This window comes from Pseudomonas sp. LAIL14HWK12:I1, assembly GCF_003202095.1.
GTDB classification, from domain to species: domain Bacteria; phylum Pseudomonadota; class Gammaproteobacteria; order Pseudomonadales; family Pseudomonadaceae; genus Aquipseudomonas; species Aquipseudomonas monteilii.
This window is the reverse complement of record NZ_QJKG01000001.1, coordinates 975,328-996,135: the sequence shown is the minus strand read 5'-3', so window position 1 is coordinate 996,135 and position 20,808 is coordinate 975,328. Positions and strand designations below refer to the sequence as shown.

Annotated in this window: 18 protein-coding genes, 2 tRNA genes and 2 pseudogenes; 14 read left to right on the top strand and 8 right to left on the bottom strand. The window is 62.5% G+C overall.

The window, feature by feature from the left end; genetic code table 11:
• The first annotated feature begins 88 nt into the window (after positions 1–88).
• The 3 genes from queE (at position 89) to D906_RS04545 (ending at position 1,567) form a co-directional block, all read left to right on the top strand.
• On the top strand, positions 89–736 hold the full coding sequence (gene queE, locus D906_RS04555; protein ID WP_016711990.1) for a 7-carboxy-7-deazaguanine synthase QueE: 648 nt from the start codon (positions 89–91) through the stop codon (positions 734–736).
• Between the two features lie 17 nt (positions 737–753).
• On the top strand, positions 754–1,428 hold the full coding sequence (gene queC / locus D906_RS04550; RefSeq protein WP_016711989.1) for a 7-cyano-7-deazaguanine synthase QueC: 675 nt from the start codon (positions 754–756) through the stop codon (positions 1,426–1,428).
• A 63-nt stretch (positions 1,429–1,491) separates the two neighbouring features.
• Positions 1,492–1,567: transfer RNA gene (locus D906_RS04545), tRNA-Lys, on the top strand.
• Between the two features lie 75 nt (positions 1,568–1,642).
• Here D906_RS04545 and D906_RS04540 read toward each other — a convergent pair.
• The 4 genes and pseudogenes from D906_RS04540 to D906_RS04530 all read right to left on the bottom strand — a co-directional run bounded on the left by D906_RS04540 (position 1,643) and on the right by D906_RS04530 (position 6,179).
• Positions 1,643–2,602, bottom strand: coding sequence for a cation diffusion facilitator family transporter (locus D906_RS04540; protein WP_019098473.1), 960 nt, complete (start codon positions 2,600–2,602; stop codon positions 1,643–1,645).
• 91 nt (positions 2,603–2,693) lie between these two features.
• Positions 2,694–3,449 carry a methyl-accepting chemotaxis protein gene (locus D906_RS26985; RefSeq protein WP_371058798.1) on the bottom strand — a complete coding sequence of 252 codons (756 nt, stop codon included), beginning with the start codon at positions 3,447–3,449 and terminating at the stop codon, positions 2,694–2,696.
• Between the two features lie 102 nt (positions 3,450–3,551).
• Positions 3,552–4,541: pseudogene (locus D906_RS26980) on the bottom strand (HAMP domain-containing protein); the annotation flags it as partial.
• A gap of 285 nt (positions 4,542–4,826) precedes the next feature.
• On the bottom strand, positions 4,827–6,179 hold the full coding sequence (locus D906_RS04530) for an APC family permease (RefSeq protein ID WP_025753911.1): 1,353 nt from the start codon (positions 6,177–6,179) through the stop codon (positions 4,827–4,829).
• 441 nt (positions 6,180–6,620) lie between these two features.
• On the opposite strand from D906_RS04530, the gene D906_RS04525 reads away from it, so the two are divergent.
• The gene (locus D906_RS04525; protein ID WP_027609385.1) at positions 6,621–8,129 is read left to right on the top strand and encodes a YdgA family protein; all 1,509 of its coding nucleotides are present in this window, start codon (positions 6,621–6,623) and stop codon (positions 8,127–8,129) included.
• Positions 8,130–8,344: 215 nt separating this feature from the next.
• Entirely contained in the window at positions 8,345–9,403 is a 1,059-nt protein-coding gene (gene nadA / locus D906_RS04520) for a quinolinate synthase NadA (RefSeq protein WP_016711984.1), read from the top strand.
• A gap of 108 nt (positions 9,404–9,511) precedes the next feature.
• Here the strand turns inward: nadA and D906_RS04515 are convergent, their stop codons facing one another.
• On the bottom strand, positions 9,512–10,948 hold the full coding sequence (locus D906_RS04515; protein ID WP_016711983.1) for a M48 family metalloprotease: 1,437 nt from the start codon (positions 10,946–10,948) through the stop codon (positions 9,512–9,514).
• A 121-nt stretch (positions 10,949–11,069) separates the two neighbouring features.
• Between D906_RS04515 and D906_RS04510 the strand changes: the two genes are divergently transcribed.
• Positions 11,070–11,309 (top strand): sulfurtransferase TusA family protein, encoded by a 240-nt coding sequence (locus tag D906_RS04510; RefSeq protein WP_008097503.1) that lies wholly within the window; start codon positions 11,070–11,072, stop codon positions 11,307–11,309.
• Between the two features lie 20 nt (positions 11,310–11,329).
• Entirely contained in the window at positions 11,330–12,400 is a 1,071-nt protein-coding gene (locus D906_RS04505) for an AI-2E family transporter (protein ID WP_019098477.1), read from the top strand.
• A 34-nt stretch (positions 12,401–12,434) separates the two neighbouring features.
• Here the strand turns inward: D906_RS04505 and D906_RS04500 are convergent, their stop codons facing one another.
• A complete protein-coding gene (locus D906_RS04500) occupies positions 12,435–12,908 on the bottom strand; it encodes a peroxiredoxin (protein ID WP_016711981.1) in 474 nt (157 codons plus the stop codon).
• Between the two features lie 10 nt (positions 12,909–12,918).
• On the bottom strand, positions 12,919–13,479 hold the full coding sequence (locus tag D906_RS04495) for a glycine cleavage system protein R (protein WP_003254741.1): 561 nt from the start codon (positions 13,477–13,479) through the stop codon (positions 12,919–12,921).
• A gap of 259 nt (positions 13,480–13,738) precedes the next feature.
• Here D906_RS04495 and dapA point away from each other — a divergent pair, with 259 nt between their 5' ends.
• The 5 genes from dapA (at position 13,739) to D906_RS04470 (ending at position 17,444) form a co-directional block, all read left to right on the top strand.
• Entirely contained in the window at positions 13,739–14,626 is an 888-nt protein-coding gene (dapA, locus tag D906_RS04490; protein WP_019098479.1) for a 4-hydroxy-tetrahydrodipicolinate synthase, read from the top strand.
• Between the two features lie 15 nt (positions 14,627–14,641).
• On the top strand, positions 14,642–15,763 hold the full coding sequence (bamC, locus tag D906_RS04485; RefSeq protein ID WP_016711979.1) for an outer membrane protein assembly factor BamC: 1,122 nt from the start codon (positions 14,642–14,644) through the stop codon (positions 15,761–15,763).
• Positions 15,764–16,522 (top strand): MBL fold metallo-hydrolase, encoded by a 759-nt coding sequence (locus tag D906_RS04480; protein WP_019098480.1) that lies wholly within the window; start codon positions 15,764–15,766, stop codon positions 16,520–16,522.
• 30 nt (positions 16,523–16,552) lie between these two features.
• The gene (purC, locus tag D906_RS04475) at positions 16,553–17,263 is read left to right on the top strand and encodes a phosphoribosylaminoimidazolesuccinocarboxamide synthase (protein WP_011535129.1); all 711 of its coding nucleotides are present in this window, start codon (positions 16,553–16,555) and stop codon (positions 17,261–17,263) included.
• Between the two features lie 91 nt (positions 17,264–17,354).
• Positions 17,355–17,444, top strand: a tRNA-Ser gene (locus D906_RS04470).
• A 76-nt stretch (positions 17,445–17,520) separates the two neighbouring features.
• Here D906_RS04470 and D906_RS04465 read toward each other — a convergent pair.
• Positions 17,521–17,700, bottom strand: a pseudogene (locus D906_RS04465) (DUF3077 domain-containing protein); the annotation flags it as partial.
• Between the two features lie 357 nt (positions 17,701–18,057).
• On the opposite strand from D906_RS04465, the gene D906_RS04455 reads away from it, so the two are divergent.
• Positions 18,058–18,918: an SH3 domain-containing protein gene (locus tag D906_RS04455; protein WP_016711968.1), complete on the top strand. Its 861-nt coding sequence runs from the start codon at positions 18,058–18,060 to the stop codon at positions 18,916–18,918.
• A gap of 8 nt (positions 18,919–18,926) precedes the next feature.
• On the top strand, positions 18,927–20,804 hold the full coding sequence (locus tag D906_RS04450) for a hypothetical protein (protein ID WP_027615341.1): 1,878 nt from the start codon (positions 18,927–18,929) through the stop codon (positions 20,802–20,804).
• The last annotated feature ends 4 nt before the right edge of the window (positions 20,805–20,808 follow it).

Here is a 20,808-nt window from a genome sequence, read left to right as displayed (position 1 = left end):
CACGCTGCCGCGGATAACGCTATGTCGAGTCCGCGACAGTGCCTGACGGAGGCGGACAGCCTGTTTAGCTGTCACGCCCGTGGCGAGCATGCAAGACACACTACGCATCACCGAAGTCTTTTACTCTTTGCAGGGTGAAACGCGAACGGCTGGGCTGCCCACGGTTTTCGTGCGCCTCACCGGTTGCCCCCTGCGCTGCCAGTACTGCGACAGTGCCTATGCCTTCACCGGCGGCACCATTCGCACCCTCGATTCTATCCTTGAGCAGGTTGCCAGCTTCAAGCCCCGTTATGTCTGTGTCACCGGCGGCGAGCCATTGGCCCAGCCGAATGCCTTGCCGTTGCTGCAGCGCCTGTGTGACGCCGGTTACGAGGTGTCGCTGGAAACCAGCGGCGCGCTGGATATCGCTGGCACCGACACGCGCGTTAGCCGCGTAGTCGACCTGAAGACCCCGGGCTCTGAGGAGTCGCACCGTAACCGCTACGAGAACATCGAGCTGCTGACCCGCAATGACCAGGTCAAGTTCGTTATCTGTTCCCGAGAGGACTACGACTGGGCGGTGTCCAAGCTGATCCAGTACAACCTGGCCGAGCGTGCCGGCGAGGTGTTGTTCTCGCCGAGCCACCATCAGGTGAATGCCAGCGACCTGGCAGACTGGATCGTCGCGGACAACCTGCCTGTACGCTTCCAGTTGCAGTTGCACAAGCTGCTGTGGAACGACGAACCCGGACGTTGATTGAGGAGCAAGTACACATGACAGAAAAGCGCGCAGTAATCCTGTTGTCCGGCGGCCTGGACTCCGCCACCGTGGTCGCCATGGCCAAAGCAGAAGGCTATAGCTGCTACACCATGAGCTTCGACTACGGCCAGCGCCACCGTGCCGAGCTGAACGCAGCCGCACGCGTGGCTCGCGACCTGGGTGCGGTCGAGCACAAGGTGATTGGCCTTAACCTCGACGGTATTGGTGGTTCGGCGTTGACCGACAGCAGCATTGACGTGCCGGAAGCCCCCAGTGAAGGTATCCCGGTCACCTACGTGCCGGCCCGGAACACCGTGTTTCTGTCACTGGCGTTGGGTTGGGCGGAAGTGCTGGAGGCGCGGGATATCTTTATCGGCGTCAATGCCGTGGATTACTCCGGCTACCCGGATTGCCGCCCCGAGTTCGTCGAGGCCTTCGAGCGTATGGCCAACCTGGCGACCAAAGCGGGCGTAGAAGGGCAGGGCTTCCGCATTCAGGCGCCGCTGCAGAACATGAGCAAGGCGCAGATCGTGCAGGCTGGTATCGCCCGCGGTGTGGACTACAGTTTGACTGTTTCCTGCTATCAGGCCGACGATGAAGGCCGTGCCTGTGGTAAATGTGACAGCTGCCGCCTGCGTGCAGATGGCTTCAAGGCAGCCGGTGTAGAAGACCCGACACGGTATGTTTGACAAAAATCCTTTGATGAAGTGTTGATTTCCCGTTAGAAATCAGTATTATACGCGCCATCCAACGGGTCGTTAGCTCAGTTGGTAGAGCAGTTGGCTTTTAACCAATTGGTCGTAGGTTCGAATCCTACACGACCCACCATACTCAATACGTCAAAGCCCGCTACCGGCAACGGTCGCGGGCTTTTTCGTCCTCAGCGCGTCATGCGCTCCCAGCTTACTCAGCCCACTCCGGATCCCCGGTGAACACCACCGTCAGCCAGCGGTCCGGCCCTTCGCCACCGACGGCATCACCAATCTCGTTGCGCCATGCGTCCCATTCATCGATGGTCTTCGCCGCCATGGCCTTTGGCACGATGAAGTACAGCTCGATCTCCCGCGAGCGCCCGACCTTGGCCACATAGGCGCGGTATGACTGCAGCCCGTGGCGGGCAACGAAAGCCTTGGCCACTTCATCCACGTGCAGCTTGAGGTCGCCAGGGGTGACCAGAAATATTTCTGACAGCGCCTGACGCACCACCGACATCGGCAACGGCACGATTACCAGGCACACCAGCGCCAGCACGGCCGGGTCGATGTACGGTGATACCCACTCCAGCGACGTGCCCTGCACCGCGTAACCAAAGCAGAACGCAATCAGCAGCGCGGCGGTGATGCTGGCCGACATCACCCAGCCCTTGACGTCCATGCGCACGAAGTCTGATTTCAGCTTGCGGTTGGCGCGGGCTTCGATCACGGCGATGGTCACGCAGGTGATCACGGTCAGCACCGCATAGATCATGGCAATGCCGAATTCGAGGTGACGGCCGCCTTGCAGCAGGCTGCTGACGGCGTTGATCAGTGCGTAGATGGCCACGCCGCTGAGCAGAATGCCGTTCAGTGCCAGCACCATGGGTTCCAGGTGCCAGAAACCCATGGTGAAGCGCTCGCGCAGCTTGCGTGACATCTGCACGCTGGTGGTGTGTGAGGTGATCAGTTTGACCACAACGAGCGACAGGCCACTCATGCTGGCATCGACCAGCGAATAGACGCCGTCGAAGACGATGGAGTAGGAGCCAGAGGCCACGCCGAAGGCGATACCGATGCTGGCGATGAACAGGGTGACGGCAATCGAGGTGCGTAACAGGCCCTGTTCGCTGGTGATGTCGAAAAAGGTGGATCGGGTTGCGGTTTGCATGAATTGTGCTCTGGAAAACGATAATGCTGTGGTGTCTGCAGGGGCCTCTTCGCGGGCAAGCCCGCGAAGAAGGCGCATTGGCCCTTACAGGCTAGACGCGGAATTGCTCCATCAGCGCCTGTTGTTGATTGGCCAGCCGGTTCAGTGCCTGGCTGATGCGGGCCGATTCGTCGGCCTGGCCCGCCAGCGACTCGGTCACATCCCGAATGCCGGCTACGTTGCGGTTCACTTCCTCAGCCACCGCGCTCTGTTCTTCCGCGGCCGAGGCAATCTGCAGGTTCATGTCGCTGATCACGGTCACCGCTTCGCCAATGCGCTGCAGTGCCGGTAGCGCCTGTTCCATGCGCGTTGCGCTGTCCTGTGCCTGGCGCTGGCCCTCGTGCATGGCGCCCACGACATCCTGGGTGCCTTGCTGCAAGCCTTCGATGACCTGGCGAATCTCCTCCACCGACACCTGCGTGCGCTGGGCCAGCCCGCGTACTTCATCGGCGACCACGGCAAAACCGCGCCCGGCCTCGCCAGCACGGGCCGCTTCGATGGCGGCATTCAGCGCCAGCAGGTTGGTCTGCTCGGCGATGGTGCGGATCACTTCCAGCACCGTACCGATCTGCCCGCTGCGGTCTTGCAGGGCACGTGCCTCGTCCATGGCGGTGTCCATGCCGGCAGCCAGGCGGTCGATGCCCTGGCGGGTGCTGTCGATCAGCTGCAGGCCTTCGCGGCTGGCCTGGTCGGCGGCGCGCGCGGCCTGAGCCGCCTGCGAGGCGTTGTGGGCGACATCCAGGGCGGTGGCGCTCATCTCGTTGGCAGCCGTGGCCACCTGCTCGATTTCGCGGTGCTGCTGTTGCATGCCGTTGCTGGTCTGGCTGGCAATGGCGGCTGACTGGTCGGCGGTGCTGCGGGCCTCCAGCAGTGAGCCTTTGACCTGGGCGATGATCGGCTGCAGCTTGTCGAGGAAGCGGTTGAACCACCCCGTGAGCTGGCCCAGTTCGTCGTCGCGGGCGTATTCCAGGCGGCGGGTCAGGTCGCCTTCGCCGCTGGCGATGTCTTTCAGGCGCGCAGCCACGGCCAGGATGGGCCGGGTAACGCCGCGTGCGGTCAGCCATACCAGCAGCAAACCCACCACCGCCGCGCCAAGGCCGATCAGCAGGCTGGTGAGGTTGGCGCTTTGGTTGTGTGCGTCCAGGCGTTGATTGAGGGCCACGGCGGGTGCCTGCAGCACGCTTTCCGGCAGCTCCAGCAAAACCTGCCACGGGGCTGCGTCAGGGATAGGCGTGAAGGGGTGGGCCACGCGCAGCAGGCCGTCGGCTACCGCCTTGTCCATGGGCTGGCCGAGCGCGCTGTCGTCGCGGCTGTTGCCTGCCAGCAGGCCGGCAGCGCTGGCGATACTCACCTGGCCCTGGCCATCGAACAGTTCGCGGCGGCCCTCCACGCTCAGTTGCTGGAGGTTGGCAAGGCCAATGTCCAGGCCCACCACGCCGATTACCTTGCCGTGCTCCAGCAGCGGCAGGGCGATGCTGGTCATCAGCACCTGGCGGCCGTTGACGTCGTCCAGATACGGCTCGAGCATGCACGTTTTGGCGGTGTCCTGCGGGCAGGTCAGCCAGCGGTTCTTCGCCGCGCCGTTGCTGCCGATGCTGGCATCGCCGAGCATCGATTCCGGCATGGCCTCACGTTCCAGTGCGCCGGGGCTGGGCTGCGACCAGTACAGCGAGAAGCGCCCGCTGTCGTTGCTGCCTGCGGCATCCTGGCCGACGAACTGGCTGTCCTGCTGATCCAGCGCGTTGGGCTGGAACACGAGGTACAGGCCGATCACGTCCGGGTTGCCGGCCAGGCTGGCACGCGCCTGGCGGGTCAGCTCGGCGCGCAGGTCACTGCCGCCACGGGCTTTCAGAACTTGTACCAGGCGGGCAAAGCCATTGCCGTACTGGTAAGCGTCCATGAAGTAGCGCTGGATACGCAGGGCCTGGGTTTCGGCATGGGCCTGCAGGCGCTGGCGGGCGCTGCTGTCGAGCATGGCGGTGTTGGCCTGGTTGACCAGCGCGGCACTGCGTTGTGCCTGGGTCAGCGATGTGGCCACCAGCAAGGCGACGATGGCCAGCAGGCACAAGCCGGCGAGCAGGGTGATCTTCCATTGGATGGAGAGGCGACGCAGCGGCATGAGGGCTTTCCTTTTCGAGCAAGTACAACGCCCGCGGTCAGGCGCGGGCGTTGTTGGCAGCGTGGGTCATTCGGCGACGTAGTTGGGCGGTGCCGACCGGAAGGCTTTGGTCAGCCAGCCCAGGTAGAACAGCCCGAGCGCAGCCCAGATGCCGCCAAACATCAGCGAATGCGCATTCAGGTCCAGCCACAGCGAGACGATGATGCAGAAGCCGACGGTCGGCAGTACCAGGTATTTCAGCTGGTTGGCCAGGCCTTTGCGGTTGCCTTCGCGCAGGTAGCAGTGGTTGATCACCGACAGGTTGACGAAGCTGAACGCGACCAGGGCGCCGAAGTTGATGATCGAGGTGGCGGTCACCAGGTCGAAGAAGATTGCCGACAGCGAAATCAGCCCCACTACCGCAATGTTCAGCACGGGCGTCTTGTAGCGTGAATGCAGGCGGGCGAAGACGCTGGCCGGGATCACGTTGTCGCGGCCCATCACGTACAGCAGGCGCGACACGCTGGTTTGCGAGGCCAGGCCAGAGGCGATGGTGTTGATCACGGTACAGGCGATGAAAATCGACTGGAACAGTTTGCCACCCACGTACAGGGCGATTTCCGGCAGGGCCGCTTCATGGTCGTGGAAGCGCGCCATGGTCGGGAAATAAGCCTGGATGAAGTACGACACGGTGATGAACACCACGCCGCCGATCAGCGCAGTGAGGAAAATGGCACGTGGGATGGTCTTGCTCGGATCGCGGGTTTCCTCGGACAGGCAGGTAACCGCGTCAAAGCCCAGGAACGAGAAGCACAGGATGGTCGCGCCAGCGGCCAGGGCGCTGAACTGGGTCTGGCTGTCGCCGAAGGGGACCAGGCTCCAGGCGGTACCTAGCCCTTCACCGTGGTCCAGGCCGCGCACGCACAGGTAGATGAACACCGCGATGATCGCTACCTGCACGCCCACGAACAACAGGTTGAAGTGCGCCACCAGGTTCACGCTGCGCATGTTGATCAGGCTGATCAGGGTGACGAAGCCGGCCACCCACATCCACTCTGGTACTTCCGGGAACATGGCCGAGAGGTAAAGCTTGGCCAGCAACGCGTTGACCATCGGCAGCAGCAGGTAATCCAGCAGCGACGACCAGCCGACCAGAAAGCCTACATGCGGGTTGATGGCGCGTTGGGTGTAGGTGTAGGCCGAGCCTGACTGCGGGAAGCGCTTTACCAGGGTGCCATAGCTCACGGCGGTGAACAGGATGCCGGCCAGCGCCAGGATGTAGGCGCTGGGTACGTGGCCGGCGGTAATCCCGCTGACGATGCCGAAGGTGTCGAACACGGTCATCGGTGTCAGGTAGGCCAGGCCGATGATGATCACATGCCAGAGACGCAGGGTTTTGCGAAGTTGGCCGTTGCCGGTAGCGCTGTGGTCATGCTGCATGCTGGCATGGCTCCTGCTGCTGGGCGTAAACGGCGGGCACGGTGTATTGCGCATGCGGCAAGGGCGAGCGGGTGGGCTCCATGTTGTTCACCTTTTATGTTGGAGCGGCGGAAGGCGCGGGGGGGCGCGCAAAGTGGTGAAAATAAAAAACGATGGGTAGGTGGGTGTCAAGTTAAACATGACAAGATGTTACTGAATTGAAACATTTATCGATTTAAAGGCTGTTTTGTTCGGTTTTTGCGCGGTTTTTTGCGGTTATGATCAATTTGAATGTTCGTAAAAATTAACGATTGGGCATCGTCCATGGGCTGGGTGTCAGACGCTTCCAAAAAATGCCATTTCTCGATCCGCACCCGCCTGTGTACCTGTTGCAGTGGTAATCTTCGCTGCGTGGCCTTTGGTCGCCCAACAAGCCCTTACGGACAGCATTCGGTTCTATTCATGAAGAAATCAGTTGGCATCCTTTCCGGCCTGGCTATCGCCATTGCCGTTGCAACCACCGCTGGCGCCTGGTACACCGGCAAGCAGCTGCCGGCCGAGCTGGACAATGCCCTTGCCCGCAGCAACGCCGAGCTGAAGAAAGCCCTGGTGACCACCGGTGGCAGCATGAGCATCGAGCGGGTGTCGCTGGAGCAGCATTTCTTCAGCAGTACCGCCCAGTACCGCCTGAAAGCACGCGACATCAACGTGGGTGACGGCGAGGTGTTGAGTTTCGACGTGGGCGTGACCGACCAGATCGAGCACGGCCCGTTCCCCTGGTCACGGGTCAAGGCGTTCAAGCTGATGCCGGTGCTGGCGGTCAGCAACAGTAGTTTGCAAAAGGACGAAGCCACCGCACCGTGGTTTGCCGCAGCGGGTGAGCAGGCGCCCGTCAGCGCCCAAACCAGCCTGGGCTACGGCGGTAATGTGGTCAGCCAGGTTCGGCTGGCGCCGGTCAAGTTCGACGAAGCGGATGGCAACAGCCTCGACTTCTCGGGCATGCAGCTGGAGGTCAGTGGCGACAAGGAAGGCAAGGCTTCGAAATTCCACGGCCAGGCCGATCGTTTCGTGATGAAACTGGTGCATGACGACCAGCCGCCTGCCACGTTCGAGCTCAAAGGCCTGAAGCTTGGCGGTAACCTGGCAGCCACCGCGCACGACGCCATCTATGTCGGTAATGCCGACCTGGCGCTGGCTGAAACCAAGGTCACCCTGGGGCCCAAACAGCAGGTAATGCTGATCAAGGGCTTCGAGCAAAATGCCCTGCAAACCCTTGATGGTCCGGATACCGTGGGCGGTCGCGTGGAGTACAAGGTTGGCGACATCACCTGGGATGGCCGTGCAGTGGGTAAGGCACAGATGGCGGTGAGCATTACTTCGGTCAATGCACCGGCACTGCAGGCATTGTCGAAGTGGTACCAGGCGCATCTGGCGGAGTTCGAGGCCGCCGCCGCCGCCGGCCAGCCGGTGCCGCAAATCCAGATGGACGACGCCGAGAAGGCCCGTTTCCAGGGTGATCTGCAGAAGCTGCTCGCCGCCAGGCCCAAGGTGGCGATTGAAAATCTGTCGTTCAAGACCGCCAATGGCGAGAGCCGCTTCAACCTGTCGATGGACTTTGCCGCCCCGTCCAGCTTCGACCTGCCGCCGGACCAGTTGAGCAAGCAGATGATCACCGAGGTGAAGAGCAAGCTGTCGTTGTCCAAGTCGATGATGGGTGACCTGGCGACCTTGCAGGCGCTGCTGGATGGTCAGACTGACGCTCAGGCGATTGCCATGCAGTCCAGCCAGGCCGGGGAGATGGTTGGCATGATGGCGCTGCAGAGTGGCATGGCGACTGTCGAAGGTAATGATGTGGTGAGCAGCCTGCACTATGCCGATGGCATGGTTGACTTCAACGGCAGGAAAATGACCGTGGAAGAGTTCGCCATGCTGATGGCGGCGCACCTGGCCGCGTTGTCGCCGCAGGGTTGATTGGTTCTGCCTGTGCTGGCCCTGTCGCCGGCACAGGCAACACAAAAACCACTTTAGTAATCGCTGGATTGTCTGTAGCCTTCGGCCTCCGATAATAATCCGTGCCCGCAGAGGGCCGTGGCGGGCAGTATGCCGTCCGGCGCCCTTAGCCGATCTGTCAGGGCCGGGTGATACACTCGATTTGACGCGCACGCGCGCCTGCAGGTCCAGCGATCATGACCCAGATTTCCGAACGCCTGTTGGTTCAGGCCCACCTCGACGCCAAGCAGCCCAACCCGCTGACAGCCGAGCAGGAGGCCGAATACCGTGCGGCCATCGCTGCCGAGCTCAAGGCCCAGAACGCAGTGCTGGTTGCCCACTATTACTGCGACCCGGTCATCCAGGCGCTGGCTGAAGAAACCGGCGGCTGCGTGTCCGACTCGCTGGAAATGGCCCGCTTCGGCAAGAACCATCCGGCCGAGACCGTGATCGTGGCTGGCGTGCGTTTCATGGGCGAAACGGCAAAAATCCTCACCCCGGAAAAGCGCGTGCTGATGCCGACCCTGGAGGCGACCTGCTCGCTCGACCTGGGTTGCCCGGTCGAAGAGTTTTCTGCGTTCTGCGACCAGCACCCTGAACGCACCGTGGTGGTTTACGCCAACACGTCCGCTGCCGTAAAGGCCCGTGCCGATTGGGTAGTGACTTCAAGCTGCGCGCTGGAAATCGTCGAAAGCCTGATGGATAACGGCGAGACCATCATCTGGGGGCCGGACCAGCACCTGGGCCGTTACATCCAGAAGCAGACCGGTGCCGACATGTTGCTGTGGGACGGTGCCTGCATCGTTCACGAAGAATTCAAATCGCGCCAGCTGGCCGACATGAAGGCACTGTACCCGGACGCAGCGATCCTGGTGCACCCTGAGTCGCCGGAAGCGGTCATCGAACTGGCCGACGCGGTGGGTTCTACCAGCCAGCTGATCAAGGCAGCGCAGACCCTGCCGAACAAGACCTTCATCGTCGCCACCGATCGCGGCATCTTCTACAAGATGCAGCAGCTGTGCCCGGACAAGGAATTCGTCGAAGCGCCTACTGCCGGCAATGGCGCGGCCTGCCGCAGCTGCGCGCACTGCCCGTGGATGGCGATGAATACCCTGGAGCGCGTGCTGCACTGCTTGCGTAATGGCGGTGATGAGATTTTCGTCGACCCGGCGCTGGTGCCCAAGGCGATCAAGCCGCTGAACCGGATGCTGGACTTTACCCAGGCTGCAAGGCTGAAACTGTCCGGTAACGCCTGACGACAGACCGCGTCGTCTTCTTCGCGGGCTCGCCCGCTCCCACAGATACAGCGCAGCGCTCGCAGGCGGTGCGATCCCTGTGGGCGCGGGCGTGCCCGCGAATGGCCCTCAGCGCCCCATCATTTCCCGCACCATGCGCTGCTGCTCCATGATCTCGCGCTGGCGCTGGTCAATCTGCGAGGCCAGCGGGAAGTTGCTGCCCGACCGGCGCTTGGCGTAATCCAATTGCTGGATCGCTTGGTCAAAGTCCCCCACCAGGGTGAAATACTCGGCCCGTGCGCGGTGCAGGCCAATGGTATTGCCCGACAAGCCCCGCACTTCAGCCATGTCATACCACACGTCCGGGTCATCCGGCCGGCTCTTGACCAGTTCGTTGAGCACCTTCTCCGCTTCGGCAGGCTTGTTCTGCTTCACCAGCAAATCGGCGCGGACCTGTTTCAGCGGGTAGTTGCCCGGATACAGCCCCTGCATCCGTTCGGCCCGCTGCTGGGCGTCGGCCAGGCGGTTGTTGGTGATGTCCAGGTCGATCTGCGCCAGGTTGTAGGTGATGTCGTTGGGTGCCTTGGCCAGTAGCGGCTTGAGCATTTCACGCGCTTCGTTCAGCTGCCCGCCTTTGATCTGAGCCAAGGCCAGGCCGTAACGCGCGGCGTCCAGTTTCGGGTCTTCGTCCAGCTGGGCACGGAAGCGCTTGGCGGCAAGCCCTGGTGTGCCTTCGTAGGTCAGCGCCACCCGGGCGCGAATCAGCTGGTAGCGCATGCTGTCTTCAATGCCGCCCTTGGGCGCCTGGTCGGCCCGGTTGCGGGTATCGGCGATACGGGATTCGGTCACAGGGTGGGTCAGCAGGAATTCAGGCGGCTTGGCGTCATAGCGATACTGGCGTGCCAGGCGCTCGAACATGGTCGGCATGTTGCGCGGGTCGTAGCCAGCCTTTTCCAGGTTCTGGATACCGATACGGTCGGCTTCCTGTTCGTTCTGGCGTGAGAACCGGCGCTGTTCCTGGATCGCCGCCGCCTGGGTACCGGCAATCATGCCGATGCCCGCATCGCCGGCGCCACCGGCGGCCAGCACGATACCGGCCAGCAACGCCGCCATCATCGGCAGCTGCATGCGCTGCTGCGCCTCGACGCCTCGGGCGAAGTGGCGCTGCGACAAGTGCGCCAGTTCGTGCGCCAGTACCGAGGCGTACTCGCCTTCGGTCTGGGCGTTGAGGAACAGCCCGCCGTTGACCCCGACAATGCCACCCGGGGCGGCAAAGGCGTTCAGCTCGCGGCTGTCGATCAGGATGAATTCCAGGCGCCGGTCCTGCAGCTGGCTGGTTTCGGCCAGTTTGTAGACGCTGGTTTCGACATAGTCCTTGAGCTGTGGGTCGTTCAGCTGGTTGACCTGGCCACGCAGCAGGCTTAGCCAGGCGCGGCCCAGCTGGTGCTCCTGTTGCGGCGAAACGATCGCGGAACTGGCGTCACCCAGTGATGGCAGGTCGTCAGCATGGCCGGGAAGGGCCATCAGGCAGGCCAGCGTCAGCAGGGTAGGGCGCAGTAGATTCATGCATGAAGCTCGCGTCGGTCAAAGATACCTACTGTAGCGGGCTCACACGTTGGCGACCAGTGGCGCTATCCTAGCCGACCCTGTCAGCAAGCAGTCTGGCAACGCCTTTGGAGACCCTGCGATGAGTGACACCCTTACCTGCGATGCCGAACTGGACGCCAGCGGGCTGAATTGCCCTTTGCCGCTGCTCAAAGCCAAGATGGAGCTCAATCGCCTTGCCAGTGGCGCGGTACTCAAGGTGATCGCCACGGATGCCGGGTCGCAGCGTGACTTCCGCACTTTCGCCCAGTTGGCCGGTCATACCCTGCTGCGTGAAACGGCCGAGGCCGGCACCTACACTTACTGGCTGCGCAAGGCCTGAGTCTTTACCAAGGATCGTCAATGTTCAAAGTGCTTCGCGACTGGATGCAGCGCTACTTCTCCGATGAAGAAGCAGTGGTGCTGGCGGTCCTTCTGTTTCTGGCTTTCACGGCTGTTCTTACCTTGGGCGGCATGCTCGCGCCCGTGCTGGCGGGTATGGTGCTGGCGTTCTTGATGCAGGGCCTGGTCAACGCCCTGGAGCGTGTGCGGGTACCGACGCGGCTGGCGGTAATGTTGGTGTTCGCCCTGTTCATGGGTGCGCTGGCGCTGTTCATGCTGGTGCTGGTGCCGCTGCTGTGGCACCAGCTTATTACCCTGTTCAACGAGCTGCCGGGCATGCTCGGTAAGTGGCAGTCGCTGCTTTTGCTGCTGCCCGAGCGCTACCCGCACCTGGTGTCGGACGAGCAGGTGCTGCATGCCATCGAGTCGGTACGTGGCGAAATCGGCAAGTTTGGCCAGTGGGCGCTGACCTTCTCGCTGTCGAGCCTGCCGTTGCTGGTCAATGCCATGATCTACCTGGTGCTGGTGCCGATCCTGGTGTTCTTCTTCCTCAAGGACCGCGAACTGATCGGGCGCTGGGTGAGTGGCTATCTGCCGCGCCAGCGCACCCTGCTGAACCGGGTGGGCAGCGAGATGAACCGGCAGATCGCCAACTACATCCGTGGCAAGGGCATCGAAATTCTGATTTGTGGCATTGCCACCTACATCGCCTTCATCAGCCTGGGGCTCAACTACGCTGCACTGCTGGCGCTGCTGGTGGGGCTGTCAGTGGTAGTGCCCTACGTGGGGGCGGTGGTGGTGACGGTGCCGGTGACGCTGATTGCGCTGTTCCAGTGGGGCTGGGGCGACCAGTTCATCTACCTGATGACGGTGTACGCGATCATCCAGGCGCTGGATGGCAACGTGCTGGTACCGTTGCTGTTCTCCGAGGCGGTGAGCCTGCACCCGGTGGCGATCATTTGCGCGGTACTGCTGTTTGGCGGGTTGTGGGGGTTCTGGGGGATTTTCTTCGCCATCCCGCTGGCGACCCTGATCAAGGCCGTGCTGGATGCCTGGCCGCGGCAGGAGCCTAGCGTTTCACCGATGCTTTGATCTGATTGGGGCCGCTTTGCGGCCCCAAACGATCTCAAGCCTTGTTCAGCGCTTGGGCTGCTGCCAATACGGCATCCACGTGCCCTGGCACCTTCACCCCACGCCATTCCTGGCGCAGTACACCCTTCTTGTCGATCAGGAAGGTGCTGCGGTCAACGCCCATGTATTCCTTGCCGTACAGCTTCTTCAGCTTGATCACGTCGAACAGCTGGCACAGGGCTTCGTCCTTGTCGCTGATCAGCTCGAACGGGAAGCCTTGCTTGGCCTTGAAGTTCTCGTGCGACTTGATGCCATCGCGCGACACGCCGAACACCACGGTGTTGGCGGCGGCAAAGGCGTCATGCTGGTCGCGGAACCCCTGGCCTTCGGTGGTGCAGCCCGGCGTGCTGTCCTTCGGGTAGAAGTACACCACCACTTGCTGGCCCTTGAGTTCGGCCAGGCTGACGGTTTGCCCGCTGGTGGCCTGGGCCTGAAAGTCCGCAACAGGTTGGTCGAGTGCTACAGCCATGGTGGTTTCCTTACATGGGGTTCTGTGGGCGCCAAGGTTCGATCAGCGCATCCAGGTTCAGGGCATCGGCAAAGTCCAGGAACTGGTCACGCAACCAGCTGATTTGCGTACCGGCCGGCAGAATCACGGTGAACTGGGCGTTGAGCATGCTGCTGCCGGTTTGCGGAGCCAGGTAGGTGTCGCAGGTCATGGCTTCCAGCTCGACGCGGTGGTCGAGGAAGAACTGGCACAGCTCGTTGATGATGTCCGGGCGGTAGGCGGCGCTGACGTAGGCCACGTACGGCAGAGCCTGCGGGCGCACTTCCTGGTCGGCGCTGCGCACCACGTCCAGGGTCAGGCCATGTTTTTTGCCCAGGCCCGGCAGGGTGGACTCCAGGCGCGCCAGGGCGTCCCAGCTGCCGCCCACTTGCAGCACCAGGGCGCTGGTCTCGCCGTGGCGACTCAGGCGCGAGGTGACCACCGCGCAGCGGTTTTCGAAAGCGGCGCGGCTGAGGACGTTGGCCAGTTCCATGGGGTTCGGGCCCAAGGCACTGATGACAAGGAATTGTTCGCGGACGGTGGGGGTGGACATGCAGCATTCCTAAAGCGATGAGCGGTCGGTACAGGACGGGCGAAAGCCTCCTGTCGGCAGGGCCCGGGGCTCGCATGCGAGGTCGTGGACGCTGGCGGGGAGCAAGGTCGACGGCCCGGCGGGCCGCGCTGCACCGATCAAAGGATCAAGGGTAGCGAAATAAGGCGCCGAGGGGAATGCTCCGCCTGCCTGCTTCGCTTGTGCAAGGCCGATGCCCCCAGTACCATTACGGCTCTCTTTTTCCGGCAGGAGCAGTTACATGATTGCGGGCAGTATGGTGGCATTGGTCACACCCATGGATGCACAAGGGCGTGTGGACTGGGGCAGCCTCGACAAACTTGTAGACTTCCACCTGGAAAACGGCACCCATGCGATCGTCGCTGTAGGCACCACGGGTGAGTCCGCCACGCTGGATGTCGAAGAACACATCCTGGTCATCAAGCACGTGGTCGAGCGCGTCAAACGCAGCAGCCGCCGCGTTCCGGTCATTGCCGGTACCGGTGCCAACGCCACTGCCGAAGCCGTGCACCTGACCCAGAACGCCAAGAGCGCCGGTGCCGATGCCTGCCTGCTGGTAGTGCCGTACTACAACAAGCCGACGCAAGAAGGCCTGTACCAGCACTTCAAGCACATTGCCGAAGCCGTCGACATTCCGCAGATCCTCTACAACGTACCCGGCCGCACCTCCTGCGACATGCAGGCCGAGACCGTGATCCGCCTGTCGACCGTGCCGAACATCATCGGCATCAAGGAAGCCACCGGCGACCTGGTCCGCGCCAAGGCCATCCTCGATGGCGTCAGCAAGGACTTCATCGTCCTGTCCGGCGATGACCCGACTGCCGTCGAGCTGATCCTGATGGGCGGCAAGGGCAACATTTCTGTTACCGCCAACGTCGCCCCGCGTGAAATGGCCGATCTGTGCGAGGCCGCCCTTGAGGGCAATGCCGAGAAGGCCCGCGCGATCAACGAAAAACTCATGCCGCTGCACAAAGACCTGTTCTGCGAAGCCAACCCGATCCCGGTGAAGTGGGCGCTCGTCGAAATGGGCCTGATGCAAAAGGGCATTCGCCTGCCACTGACCTGGCTAAGCGAAGGCTGCCACGAAAAAGTCCGTACTGCCTTGCGCCAGTCCGGCGTACTGGTTTAAGAGGAAGTACACCGCATGAAGCGACTGGCTGGTCTTTCCGCCCTTGCCCTGATTATCTCCAGCACCAGTGGGTGTGGCTGGCTGTGGGGCGAGGATGGCTATTTCCGCGACCGCGGCAGCGACTACCTGCAGGCGCACCCGACTGCGCCGATGCAGCTGCCGCCGGACGCCAGCAACGTCAAACGCCTTGACCCGCTGCTGCCCATTCCGCGTAACGTCGCCGACGATCACGTCACGGGCGAGTTCGAAGTGCCGCGCCCGCAACCCCTGACCGGCGGTGCCGCCCAGGTCACCGACTACAGCCTGCAACGCAGCGGCAGCAGCCGTTGGGTGCTGGCCCAGCACTCGCCAGCCGAAGTGTGGCCGGTGGCTCGCCAGTTCTTCGAGGACAATGGCTTCCGCATCGCTGAGGAGCGCCCGCAGACCGGTGAGTTCAACACCACTTGGCAGCGTTTCGACGAGCTGTCGGCATCGCTTGGCCAGCGCCTGGCGAGCACCGCCAGCAGCGGTGACAGCGAAGTGCGCGTGCGTGTCCGCATGGAGCCGGGCGTGCAGCGCAACACCTCCGAGGTGTATGTGGTCAGCGTCGAGCGCCCGGCCGGCAGCACCGCCGAGCCTGACTTCCCGTCCACCTCCAGCAACACGGGTGCCGATGCCCTGCTGGTCGACGAAATGCTCGCCAGCATGAACCGCAGCGCCGAGAAAGGCGGTTCGGTATCGCTGTTGGCCGCGCGCGATTTCGACGCGCCAAGCCGTGTCAGCCTGAGCGAAGACGGCAGCGGCAACCCGGTGCTGTACCTGGGTTCCGACCTGGACCGTGCCTGGTCTGGCGTAGGCCGTGCCCTGGAGCAGGGTGGCGAGTGGCGTGTTGAAGACATCAACCGCAGCCTGGGCCTGTACTACATCAACCTGTCGGAAAAACCGGACGACAAGCAGAACCAGCCTGGCTTCTTCGGCCGGATGTTCGGCAGCGAGCCGACCAAGGAAGAGCGTGAAGCCCGTGCCGAGCGCTACCAGGTTCGCCTGAGCAAGGTGGGTGATAGCGTGCAGGTCACGGTCGAGAAAAACATCAACACCGTTGCCCCGGCCGATGTCGCCCGCCGCGTGCTGAGCGCCATTCAGGACCACCTGGGCTAAGTGCGCTTCGCGGTACTCGGAAGCGGCAGCCAAGGGAACGGCACGCTGATCGCCAGTGGTGACACGTTCATCCTGGTCGATTGCGGCTTTTCCCTGCGCGAAACCGAGCGGCGCCTGGCGCTGCTCGGTGTATCGGCGGCTCAGCTCAGTGCGGTGCTGGTGACCCACGAACATGCCGACCACGTGCATGGGGTGGGCTTGCTGTCGCGGCGCTATAATGTACCGGTCTACCTCAGCCAAGGCACGTTGCGCGGCATGCGCAAGCCGGTGGAGGTGGCCGGTTTTCTCGCTTGTGGCCAAAGCCTGCGTATCGGCAGCCTGGAAGTGACCGCCGCGCGGGTCGAGCACGATGCCTACGAGCCGTTGCAATACGTGATCAGCGATGGCCAGCGGCGCTTCGGTATGCTGACCGACCTGGGCTCTTATGACGCGCTGTTGCTGGAGCGTTACCAGGGCCTGGATGCATTGTTGATCGAGGCCAACCACTGCCGCGACCTGCTGGCACGCGGTCACTACCCGGCCTTCTTGAAGCAGCGGGTAGGGGGCATGCAAGGGCATTTGAACAATCACCAGGCCGCGCGCCTGGTGCACGAGTTGGGCTGGAACAACCTGCAACACCTGGTGCTGGCCCACCTCAGCAGCAAGAACAACCTGCCACACTTGGCTCGCCAGTGCTTCGTCGACACCCTTGGGTGCGACCCGGACTGGCTCCAGGTGGCGAATCAGGAACACGGGCTCGACTGGCGCGAAATCGCCTAGCCCAACACCTCAAGCAAGCGGAGCCCAATCATGGAAAAACGCGACGAACTCTACCGCGGCAAGGCCAAATCGGTTTACAAGACCGACGACGCCGACCGCTTGATCCTGCTGTTCCGTAACGACACCTCGGCGTTCGACGGCAAGCGCATCGAACAACTCGACCGCAAAGGCATGGTGAACAACAAGTTCAACGCCTTCATCATGCAGAAGCTGGAAGAAGCCGGCGTGCCGACCCAGTTCGACAAGCTGCTGGGCGACAACGAGTGCCTGGTGAAGAAGCTGGACATGATCCCGGTCGAATGCGTAGTGCGTAACTACGCCGCCGGCAGCCTGGTCAAGCGCCTGGGCGTGGAGGAGGGCATCAAGCTGGAGCCGTCCACCTTCGAGCTGTTCCTGAAGAACGATGAGAAGGGCGACCCCTTCATCAACGAATCCCACGTTGTCGCGTTCGGCTGGGGCACCGCCGAGCAGCTGGTGGAAATGAAAAAGCTGTCGCTGAAAGTCAACGAAGTGCTGAGCAAGCTGTTCGATGACGCCGGCCTCCTGCTGGTCGACTTCAAGCTGGAGTTCGGCGTATTCCACGGCCAGATCGTGCTGGGCGACGAGTTCAGCCCGGACGGTTGCCGCCTGTGGGACAAAGAAACCCGCAAGAAGATGGACAAGGACCGCTTCCGCCAGGGCCTGGGCGACGTGATCGAAGCCTACGAAGAAGTTGCCAAGCGCCTGGGCGTGCCGCTGTAAGCGGCGCGTTCACGCAAGCGCCTGATACCACGCGATTTTTTTGAAAAAAAGGTTTGCGTTTTTAAAAAACGCTGGTAAGATGCGCGGCATTGGAGAGATGCCGGAGTGGTCGAACGGGACGGATTCGAAATCCGTTGTACTGGCAACAGTACCTAGGGTTCAAATCCCTATCTCTCCGCCATACATCGAGAAGCCCCGCAGATTTAGATCTGCGGGGCTTTTTCGTTCTGGACCATCGAGAATCGGCATATCGCCGCTCATTTTTTCATCATCCCCAACTCAGCATCATCCAGCAGCGCCTTGGCCATCGCGCTGAGGTAATGCGAAGCCCAGATCAGTTTCCGGTCGTCGTCCATCAAGCCGGTGATGATCAGGTCGCGGACGTAGCCCATCGGTTCGGATGCCTGTTTACGAGCGTCCTGGCAGGGGATGTCGGGCGCTGGCTTGCCGGCGATGGTCTGCGAAGCAGGCCTGTTGTAGAGCCGTTTTTCGCAACATTTTGTCTTGAACTGCCAATGTCACCTTGCGCTACAATGCGCTCCTCTAATACGCCTTTCACGCCCAGACCAAACGCCGTAATGATTACGCGCTGGGCGATGACCTTTTTCTGACATGGATTCGTTGGATGCTTCGCGCCGTACTGGTCTCCCTCTATGCCCTTCGCTGGACGGCTGAATTGTCGTCTGCAGCCAGTGCTGCACCCTCTCTGAAATCCCCGCACAACGTCGAATGCTGCCGCCAGACCCTGGCTGCGGTACGCGGCTGTGCGCCCCACCGAAAATGGAGTGCTCCACTTGCGTAAGAAATTCGTCGCGTCCCTCTTGGCGGTTGCCATCGCCTCTACCACGGCCTGTGCACAGCTCGGGATCAGCAAAGAGCAAGCGGGCACCGTGATCGGTGGCCTGGCCGGTGTGGCCATCGGCTCGACCATGGGCAGCGGCAACGGCAAGATCGCCGCGGCCCTGATTGCAGGTGGCATCGGTGCCTACGTGGGCAACCGCATTGGCCACATGCTGGATGAGAAGGACCAGCAGGCCCTGGCGCTGCGCACCCAGGAAGTGTTGAGCCAACAGCAGACTACCGCCAGCGCCCAGCCGGTGACCTGGACATCCGACCACTCGGGCGCCACCGCGCAGATCGTGCCGGGCAAGGAATACACCCAGACCAAGAAGGTCGAGGTCAAGCGCGCGCCGAAGATTCAGGCGGTGCCGTCGATGAAGCTGATCAACGAACCCTACGTGACCATCAGCGACAACCTGAACGTGCGTGCCGCGCCTAACCAGAACGGTGAAAAAGTCGGCAGCCTGAAGAACCACACCGAGTTCACCGCCGTCGGCTCCACGGGTGACTGGATCCTGGTCGGCCGCAAGGGCGTGACTGTTGGCTATGTGCACAAGAACTACGTCGAACCGAAGGCGCAGGCAGTTGCCAAGCGCGTAACGCCGGCAGTGAACCTGGACGAACTGGACGTAGCCGCCAGCAAGGAAACCCAAGGCTTCGACCTGGACTCGGTGCAGTCGCTGCCGACCGAAACCGTCGCTGCCGAAGCGGCCTGCCGCCCGGTCACGGTCAACCTGAAGTCGCAAAGCGGCAAGACCGAGCAAGAGCAGAACACCTTCTGCAAACAAGCCAACGGCACCTGGGAACTGATCTGAGGAACTCCATGAAAAAGCACGCGCTCGCGCTGGCTGTGATCGGCGCTTGTGGTCTGGTACCGCAGGCGTTCGCCCATGAGCTGGCCTTCTCGAAGAAAGAAAACATCAAGGTCGAAGTACCTGGGGACGCCACCACCTGGTGCAAACCCGAGGTCGAGCTGACCATCACCCGTCCGGCCTGGGACAACCAGGAGCTGCTATCGGGCTTGCTGACCAAGCTGCCGTTCGTGTTCGCCAAGGACTGCTCGACCGCCAAGGTGAGCTGGAAAGCCGTGGACGCCAAAGGCAACCTCTACGCCAGCGGTTCGGGCAATGCCAGCAACCTGGGCCTGGTGACCCTGGCCGCCGCGCCTGCCGCTGTCGCTGCTGTTCCGGCACCCGCTCCGTCTGCGCCAGCCCCGGCACCTGCACCGGCAGAAGCCCCGGCGGCTGTTGCTCCAGCCCCAGCGCCTGAGCCAGCTCCTGCGGTAGTCGAATCGACACCTGCGAAAGTAGAAGCAGCCCCTGCTGCAGTACCAGCTCCAGCCGTTGCCGCAGAGCCCGCACCAGCACCAGCAGCCGAAACCCCCGCCGCAGCGCCTGCCGCTCCGCCCGTCGCAGCCCCTGCCGCCGCAGTAGCCGCAGCCCCCACCTCGGATTTCGGTCGCGCCGTGGTCCTGGAAAACCGCAACCTGATGCAGGTAACGGACGGTTCTGGCTGCAAATGGGTACTCAGCCGCGAGATCATCAGCAACGGTGACACCCTGTCGTTCGGCACCACCCCGGCCATGCCGTGCCCGGCGTCCGGTTTTGGCGAAGGCAACTTCGAAAAAATCAGCTGGAAGGCCGTGGGCACCTACCGTGGGGATAACTGGAGCCGCGTATACGTGCACCCGAGCGGCCTGATTTTCAACAAGGTCTACGAGCCTGCGGTCAAGGACAAGGCCGTTTCCTACCTCACGGCAGACGCTGGCCAGGCCGCATTCCTGGTGGGCGAGATCCCCAGCCGGCAGATGAAGGTGTACCTGGCCTTCACCCGTGGCAGCTACGGCGTGCTCCGTCCGTTCGGCAGCGACCCTTACTACGTGGCAGTAACCCCGGACGAGTCGTTCGCTCTGGACGCAGCCAAGTACAAGGAAGCTGCGCTGGAAATCTTTGACCTGATCAAGACCACCTCGCCGACCACCACCGACGTGGCCGACCTGCTCATCGTCAAAGACATTTCGGCGATCACGAACAACATGTGGGGCAACGACGCGCAGAAGATCACCCGCAACCGCATCGGCATCAATCGCCAAGGCCTGTTCTTCGATGTGCGCGATGGCGCGAACTGGGCGGTTCAGCGTGAGGAGCAGCGCGTGCGTGAGGCGCGCCGGCGTCAACAGGAACTGGCCAGCGTCCACACCCGCGTACTGGAGCGTTACCAGCAGTTGCAAGACGGCATGAGCGAGTTCAAAGGGCGCGAAACCGAAGCCCTGGCACAAATGGCCGGCATCAAGGTGCGCTTCGCTTCGCCGCTGGAACAGCAAAACCCGGCAACCTCGGCCCGCGTGGCGCCGATGATGGTCCACGTCACCGGCAAGCAGGGCGACTTCTACGCCATCGACTTCCCGAGCAAGGGCCGCCTGGTGGCGGACGAGGAGTACAGCGAAGGCTGGTACGTGGCGCAAGTGGCCAACGCCACGCCGTACTACCCGCTGGACGATGGCCGCGCGGTGCCCACATACCGTGCCTATAACGCGGGCGAGCCCCAGGCATGCAAACAGGACAAGTGTGCGGACCTCGTGTCGTTCGGCGCCGTGCTGGCCAAGGAATTCCCTAACGCCGGTATCGATTTCAGCTGGACCCCCGAGGTCTCCCAAAAGTACGTGAACGACTGGAACAACGCTTCCGCCATGGTCCAGTGAGGCA

Coding starts and splice junctions, on each gene's coding strand:
- D906_RS04505 (WP_019098477.1), top strand. CDS start 11,330: ATGTTCAAAGTGCTTCGCGACTGGATGCAGCGCTACTTCTCCGATGAA.
- D906_RS04500 (WP_016711981.1), bottom strand. CDS start 12,908: ATGGCTGTAGCACTCGACCAACCTGTTGCGGACTTTCAGGCCCAGGCC.
- D906_RS04540 (WP_019098473.1), bottom strand. CDS start 2,602: ATGCAAACCGCAACCCGATCCACCTTTTTCGACATCACCAGCGAACAG.
- D906_RS26985 (WP_371058798.1), bottom strand. CDS start 3,449: ATGCAACAGCAGCACCGCGAAATCGAGCAGGTGGCCACGGCTGCCAAC.
- nadA (WP_016711984.1), top strand. CDS start 8,345: ATGACCCAGATTTCCGAACGCCTGTTGGTTCAGGCCCACCTCGACGCC.
- D906_RS04515 (WP_016711983.1), bottom strand. CDS start 10,948: ATGAATCTACTGCGCCCTACCCTGCTGACGCTGGCCTGCCTGATGGCC.
- D906_RS04495 (WP_003254741.1), bottom strand. CDS start 13,479: ATGTCCACCCCCACCGTCCGCGAACAATTCCTTGTCATCAGTGCCTTG.
- D906_RS04525 (WP_027609385.1), top strand. CDS start 6,621: ATGAAGAAATCAGTTGGCATCCTTTCCGGCCTGGCTATCGCCATTGCC.
- queE (WP_016711990.1), top strand. CDS start 89: ATGCAAGACACACTACGCATCACCGAAGTCTTTTACTCTTTGCAGGGT.
- bamC (WP_016711979.1), top strand. CDS start 14,642: ATGAAGCGACTGGCTGGTCTTTCCGCCCTTGCCCTGATTATCTCCAGC.
- purC (WP_011535129.1), top strand. CDS start 16,553: ATGGAAAAACGCGACGAACTCTACCGCGGCAAGGCCAAATCGGTTTAC.
- D906_RS04530 (WP_025753911.1), bottom strand. CDS start 6,179: ATGCAGCATGACCACAGCGCTACCGGCAACGGCCAACTTCGCAAAACC.
- D906_RS04450 (WP_027615341.1), top strand. CDS start 18,927: ATGAAAAAGCACGCGCTCGCGCTGGCTGTGATCGGCGCTTGTGGTCTG.
- dapA (WP_019098479.1), top strand. CDS start 13,739: ATGATTGCGGGCAGTATGGTGGCATTGGTCACACCCATGGATGCACAA.
- D906_RS04510 (WP_008097503.1), top strand. CDS start 11,070: ATGAGTGACACCCTTACCTGCGATGCCGAACTGGACGCCAGCGGGCTG.
- queC (WP_016711989.1), top strand. CDS start 754: ATGACAGAAAAGCGCGCAGTAATCCTGTTGTCCGGCGGCCTGGACTCC.